Annotated in this window: 2 protein-coding genes; one reads left to right on the forward strand and one right to left on the reverse strand. The window is 36.2% G+C overall.

Going from position 1 to position 1,795, the window contains the following annotated elements:
• Nucleotides 1-442: 442 nt before the first annotated feature.
• Nucleotides 443-613: a hypothetical protein gene (locus F6K53_RS39695; protein ID WP_293085503.1), complete on the reverse strand. Its 171-nt coding sequence runs from the start codon at nt 611-613 to the stop codon at nt 443-445.
• Nucleotides 614-1,593: 980 nt separating this feature from the next.
• Here F6K53_RS39695 and F6K53_RS39700 point away from each other — a divergent pair.
• Nucleotides 1,594-1,795, forward strand: a 202-nt coding sequence (locus F6K53_RS39700) for a cation transporter (protein WP_293085505.1), incomplete at its 3' end; no start/stop codon positions are given.

A 1,795-nucleotide genomic window follows, 5' to 3' on the forward strand; every position in this document is an offset into this window, starting at 1 on the left:
AAAACAGATGCATTCATTAGTAATTAAAATTTAGTAAGTTTTTAGTAATTTTTGATAACCAATCAAGTCAAATCACCCCTGTTTACTACTGGAAAAATAAAACAGATAACATTACCATTTTTTGTGGTTTATTCTGTTGTTTATGACTATAAAAATAACGAAACATGGTAAATCATACCTGTGTAATAAAGGGAAAACGAACTAGTCTCTAAGTCTCCGTCAATAAAGGAGATAATAGGTCATCCTATTTGATTTACAAAGGCACTTTAAATTTGAGGAATACTACTCTCAATGGCGACACCGAAATAGTTTTGTTTTGTAACGATAGCTAATACTAGTTTACAACTGTCAAGATATTAGTGTTAAAGAAAATTAGAAGATATTGTTAATTTTTAGTAAAGAATTAAAATGCCTAACACACAGTATCTTAGAATAAACGGTTTTAAATTAGGTGAGATACATTTTTATAGAGAATAGGGAACAGGGAACTTCGGATCAGGGAACAGCGGATCACCGGAACAGGGAGCAGTGATGCAGCGCTATACTTTATTAACTCTTGCCTCTTGGCTCTTGCCCTACTTTTCGGTATCTCCCCATCTCCCCATCTCCCCATCTCCCCATCTGGTTAATCTGGGGGACAGAGGAAATTTTGGAGTTTTTCCGGCATTTCCTCAAAATTCTCTAGAAGGAAGTCTAAGGGAAGGAGCCAGAAGCCAGCGCCAGTTGTCGAATCTTCGCGCTGGCTTCTGGCTCCTTCCTTTTGTAATAATACAAAAAGTATAAATAGGATGAAAACCTTAAAAAACTTAAAAAACTAATTTGGGAGTTTGTAGGGTGGGCAAAAAGCGATGCAGCGCCGCCAAAGGGGGTTTCCCCCATGAGCGACTGCATCAAGACACAGTTTGGTTCAAATGAGTCTTCTAGATAATATTACTTTGCCCACCCTACTTGAATTGGTATTTTTTTTTACACGCAAGTCCCTTAGTTGTTCATATGACGGTGTCTTACCTACTGAGTCGCCTAGTTTGTAATATGTGTGTAATACAATAAAGTTGTGAAAATTTAATCAATAAAGTTGTGATCTTATCAACTTGTTGAGGTCACTTAAACGGCGGTACGTTAAGCATAGTAAAGCGATGCAGCGCCGCCAAAGGGGGTTTCCCCCATGAGCGACTGCATCAAGAAGCGTTGATAGACTTTGGTACTATCTCAAATATAATTCCTTAAAATTAAATTTTTCAAGAAAACTAAATTTTGACAATAAAATAGGTTTGGCTATATGGTATTTAAGGCTCACATTGTTTAAAATTATCATTGGCTTGACAACAGTATAAGATTAGTGTTATAGACATTAATTAAACTTGTGATAACAAGTTTTTACTCAGATTTACTTATGTTGTATTAGGGAAAAAATTTCTCTATATAAAGAAAATTTAATCATGGAAATTTCTATTAAAAAACAATATATTTTGTGAGTATTTCTGACAATCCTCTGGACGTTGAGCCAATGGATATCATTGATATCAAGGTGCAGGAAACTATTTTCCGAGGCAAGACTATTTTCCCAGTTGACTAACCAAAGTAATTTAAACTATGCTCAATTGCAACAGATTAGGTTGTTTGTGCCAGACCAGCGTATCTCTGGGTAAGGTTCAGCGGTTGAAGAGGGTGATTGTATTAATCACAATCTTTGCTGTACTCGAAATGGTTGTCGGCTTTGTTAGCCACAGTTTAACTCTCAAAGCTGATTCGGCTCACATGCTGGCAGATATTGTAGCAATGAGTATTGCTTTGC

The sequence above is a fragment of the Moorena sp. SIO4A1 genome (assembly GCF_010672065.1).
Lineage (GTDB): Bacteria > Cyanobacteriota > Cyanobacteriia > Cyanobacteriales > Coleofasciculaceae > Moorena.